Below are 3480 nucleotides of genomic sequence, written 5' to 3'. Positions count from 1 at the left end.
GCCGCGACCAGTAGATCCGGTCGTCCACCCGCCGGTCGCCCCGGCACCGGTCGCACCGCCGCCCGTCGCACCCATGCCGCTGACGCCGGCTGCGATGTCCGGCCCGCCCGTCTCCGCGCCGTCGACGCACGCCGAGCCCGGCCCGTCGCGCATCGACGGCCCGACGAACCGTCCGATCTCGACGCCGCCCCCGCCGCCGCCCGGCATCACGCCGATCGCGCCCTCGCAGCGCGGGACGGTGCCGCCCGCCGAGGCCGGCGAACCGTTCCGGCCGACACTCACCACCGCAGCGATCAACAGCGCGCGGGCCGAACGGCAGCGCACGATCATCCCGCCGCGTCCGAAGACCAACGGCGAACCGCCGACCGGCGGGTTCAGCGCCACCGACCTCAGCGTTCCGGTGCCGGCGCCCCGACCCGATCAGGAGCCGACGGCACCCCCGGGGTCGCGGGCCAACTGGCCGCTGGTGAACAACCCGGAGAACCCGGCGGACGTCACCTCGCCGCTCAATCCGGTGGTCACCTCCGCCTACGACGACCGGAAGCGGCACGAAGCACCGCAGCCCCCCGCCGACCTCGGTGCGGAGCGTCGGGTGACCCCGCCGTGGCTCGCCGACGACCTGCCGCCCGAGCCGCCGGTGCTGCGACTGGTCGAGCCGCCGCCGCTGGCCGACCGTGCCCTGCGCAGCTCCGCCGAGTCGGCCCAGGAGACCCCGCCGCTGCGGCTGGTCGACCGGGGTGACCCGGCACGTGGCGGGCGTCCGGTGGAGCGGTTGGACCTCACCCCGCCGGCGCGCCGCGCGGAGCCGCCGGTGGAGCACCGGCCGCCGCCCGTCCCCGACGAGGGCGACGGCGACCTGTTGATCTTTGCTCAGGCCAGGTCCGCCTGGTTCGTCGGGCACGGCGAGAGCGCCGACCTGGAGTGGTCCAGCCTGGCCGACACCGGTTGGGAGGCCGCCGAGCAGGCCGCCCGTCCGGCGGTGGGTGCCGAGACCGGGGCCGGGTTGCCCAAGCGGGTGCCGCAGGCCAACCTCGTGCCCGGCTCGCCGCTGCGCGAGGAGCGTCCGCTGCGCATCGTCCGGGACGCGGCCAGCCTGGCCGAGAACACCACCGGCTACTTCCGCGGCTGGCGTCGCGGGCAGGAGATCGGCGGTTTCGCGGTCGGCGGGCGACCGGGCCGGGAGTCCGCCGGTGGCTGGGACTTCACCCGGGACTCCGGCGAGCGCGACGACGACCGGGAGTACGAGTACCGTTCCGCCGGCTACCGGTCCTGACGCCTGCCACAACCCCGCTCACCTGCGTTTTTTCACCCACGCCCGGTTGATTCGACATCGAGTCGACCGGGCGTGTGCATGACCAACGCACCAACCCCGCAGGTCATGATCGTGCACCGCGTGCCGCCGGGGTGGAGGTGGTCCGCACGGTAGGGCTCCCCGTGTCATTCGCCGGCGTCATCCACGCCGCCCAGCGCGCCGTGACGGCCCGATCGGACGCCGTGGTGGTCCCGGGGACATCAGCCCGCTCCGGAGCCGCCACACGCACGCTGCGCAGTCTCGCGGTCCACCCGACGTGGCCTGGAACCGCCCGAGCTGAGCGGTCGGCCGGGCGGCCCCGACCGAGCCGCCGAACCTCCGGCCGGGCTGCGGACAGCATTGCGCGCCCGGTGCCCTCCTGGTCGGCACCGGGCGCGGCAGCCGATCGTCAGGCGGGAGCGACGGCCCGGGTACGGCGCATCGTGAGCACGTACTCGACCAACGAGATCAGCACGTGCTTCGTCGACTCGCGGTTCCGGGCGTCGCAGGCCACCACCGGCACGTCGCTGGAGATAGCGAGCGCCTCCCGGACGTCCTGCGGATCGTGGTACTGCATGCCGTCGAAGCAGTTGATGGCCACCAGGTACGGCAGCCGCCGGTGCTCGAAGAAGTCGATCGCCGCGAAGCAGTCCGCCAACCGGCGGGTGTCCACCAGCACGACCGCGCCGATCGCGCCCCGGACCAGTTCATCCCACATGAACCAGAAACGGGTCTGACCCGGCGTACCGAAGAGGTACAGGATCAGGTCACGATCGATCGAGATACGACCGAAGTCCATGGCCACCGTGGTCGTCGTCTTACCCGGCACCTGCCGGGTGTCGTCGACGCCGACACCGGCGGACGTCATGATGGCCTCGGTGGTCAGCGGCGTGATCTCCGAGACCGAGCCGACCAGCGTCGTCTTGCCGACGCCAAATCCACCGGCGATAACGATCTTCGCCGACGTCACGCGCCCGCTCGGGGTCGGCGGACGGTGCGACATGTCAGAGCCTGCGAAGTCCACTCAGCACCCTCTCCAGCAATTCAGTGCCCACCGCGTCGTCCGAGTCGTCCAGGATGGTCGGCTCGTGGATAGCGACCAGGCCGTCCGTCGCCATGTCGGCGATGAGCACCCGGGCCACGCCGAGCGGAAGTTGCATACGCGCCGCGATCTCAGCGAGCGACTGCACACGTCCGTCACACAGCGCAGCGATGTACTGGTGCTCTCGGCCTTGCCCGCCGTTGCCTGTGGCAACGGCCCGACCGCGCACCGTGGTCTCGACCAGCGCCTCCAGGGCGATGTCGAGGCGAGGACGGGTACGACCGCGGGTCACGGCGTATGGACGGACCAAAGCGCCGGTCGGCTCGTCACGATCGGCCATGTCGCCGCTCACCTCCTTCGTCCCCGGCACCGGCTCGCACCGGCGCTACTCCTCGTAAGTCGTGTTCGCGCCTCACCCGCCCCACCGGCTGGCGCGACGCTCAGCCCATCATCCCGACGGCGGTACGTGGCGCCGGAGTCAGCGCATCGCCCACCCGGTCCACGAGCAGAGCCATCTCGTACCCGACCTGTCCCACGTCGCTGGCACGCGCGGCGAGGACCGCGAACGACGAGCCGTCGGAGATCGACATCAGGAACAGGAAGCCGTTGTCCATCTCGACCACGGTCTGCAGCACCGCCCCTCCCTCGAAACAGCGGGCGGCACCCTGGGTCAGGCTGACCAGGCCGGAGGCAATGGCCGCCAGCTGGTCCGCCCGGTCCCGCGGAAGGTCTCGTGACGACGCCAGGAGCAGGCCGTCCGCGGAGACGGCGACCGCGTGCGCGACACCGGGTACCCGATCGGCGAAGTTGGCCAACAGCCAACCGAGATCCTGCGTACTAGTCATCCTTCTTGCTCCTTCTGCCCGCTCCCGGCCACCGGGCCTGAGCCAGACTGCGAGGATTGCTGCCCGCCCGAAGTTCCCTCCGGGCCGGTCGGGTTGCTGTCCGACGGGTGGTTACGTCCCCGTTGGACACCCCGGTGGTAGGCGGAGAGCAGACCGCGCACCGACTCGGGGTTGCGTTTCTGCACCGTGGCCGCCGGCTTCTCGACCGCACCCGGCACAAGCTGGGCCATCGGCGTCCGCTTCGGCAGCCCGGTCTGCGTGGTGGCGGCCGCCGACGGCGCCTGGCTCTGTCTCTTATTCTC

4 protein-coding genes and 1 pseudogene are annotated in these 3480 nt (G+C 72.0%); 1 reads left to right on the top strand and 4 read right to left on the bottom strand.

Annotated elements, in window-relative coordinates; translation table 11 throughout:
• Positions 1 to 1273, top strand: a pseudogene (locus tag EYA84_RS28965) (transposase); the annotation flags it as partial.
• Between the two features lie 427 nt (positions 1274 to 1700).
• Here the strand turns inward: EYA84_RS28965 and EYA84_RS28960 are convergent.
• The 4 genes from EYA84_RS28960 to EYA84_RS28945 form a co-directional block, all read right to left on the bottom strand.
• On the bottom strand, positions 1701 to 2294 hold the full coding sequence (locus tag EYA84_RS28960; RefSeq protein ID WP_117228677.1) for an ATP/GTP-binding protein: 594 nt from the start codon (positions 2292 to 2294) through the stop codon (positions 1701 to 1703).
• Position 2295: 1 nt separating this feature from the next.
• A complete protein-coding gene (locus EYA84_RS28955) occupies positions 2296 to 2673 on the bottom strand; it encodes a DUF742 domain-containing protein (protein ID WP_131057170.1) in 378 nt (125 codons plus the stop codon).
• A gap of 100 nt (positions 2674 to 2773) precedes the next feature.
• Positions 2774 to 3178: a roadblock/LC7 domain-containing protein gene (locus EYA84_RS28950; protein ID WP_131057168.1), complete on the bottom strand. Its 405-nt coding sequence runs from the start codon at positions 3176 to 3178 to the stop codon at positions 2774 to 2776.
• On the bottom strand, positions 3175 to 3480 hold a 306-nt coding region (locus tag EYA84_RS28945; protein WP_131057166.1), incomplete at its 5' end, for a hypothetical protein. The genes EYA84_RS28945 and EYA84_RS28950, both read right to left, overlap by 4 nt.

Origin of the sequence: Verrucosispora sp. SN26_14.1 (assembly GCF_004307965.1) — a bacterium.
In the GTDB taxonomy this organism is placed as follows: Bacteria; Actinomycetota; Actinomycetes; order Mycobacteriales; family Micromonosporaceae; genus Micromonospora.
Note: the sequence above shows the minus strand (reverse complement) of the source record. Positions and strands in the feature narration are given on the sequence as shown.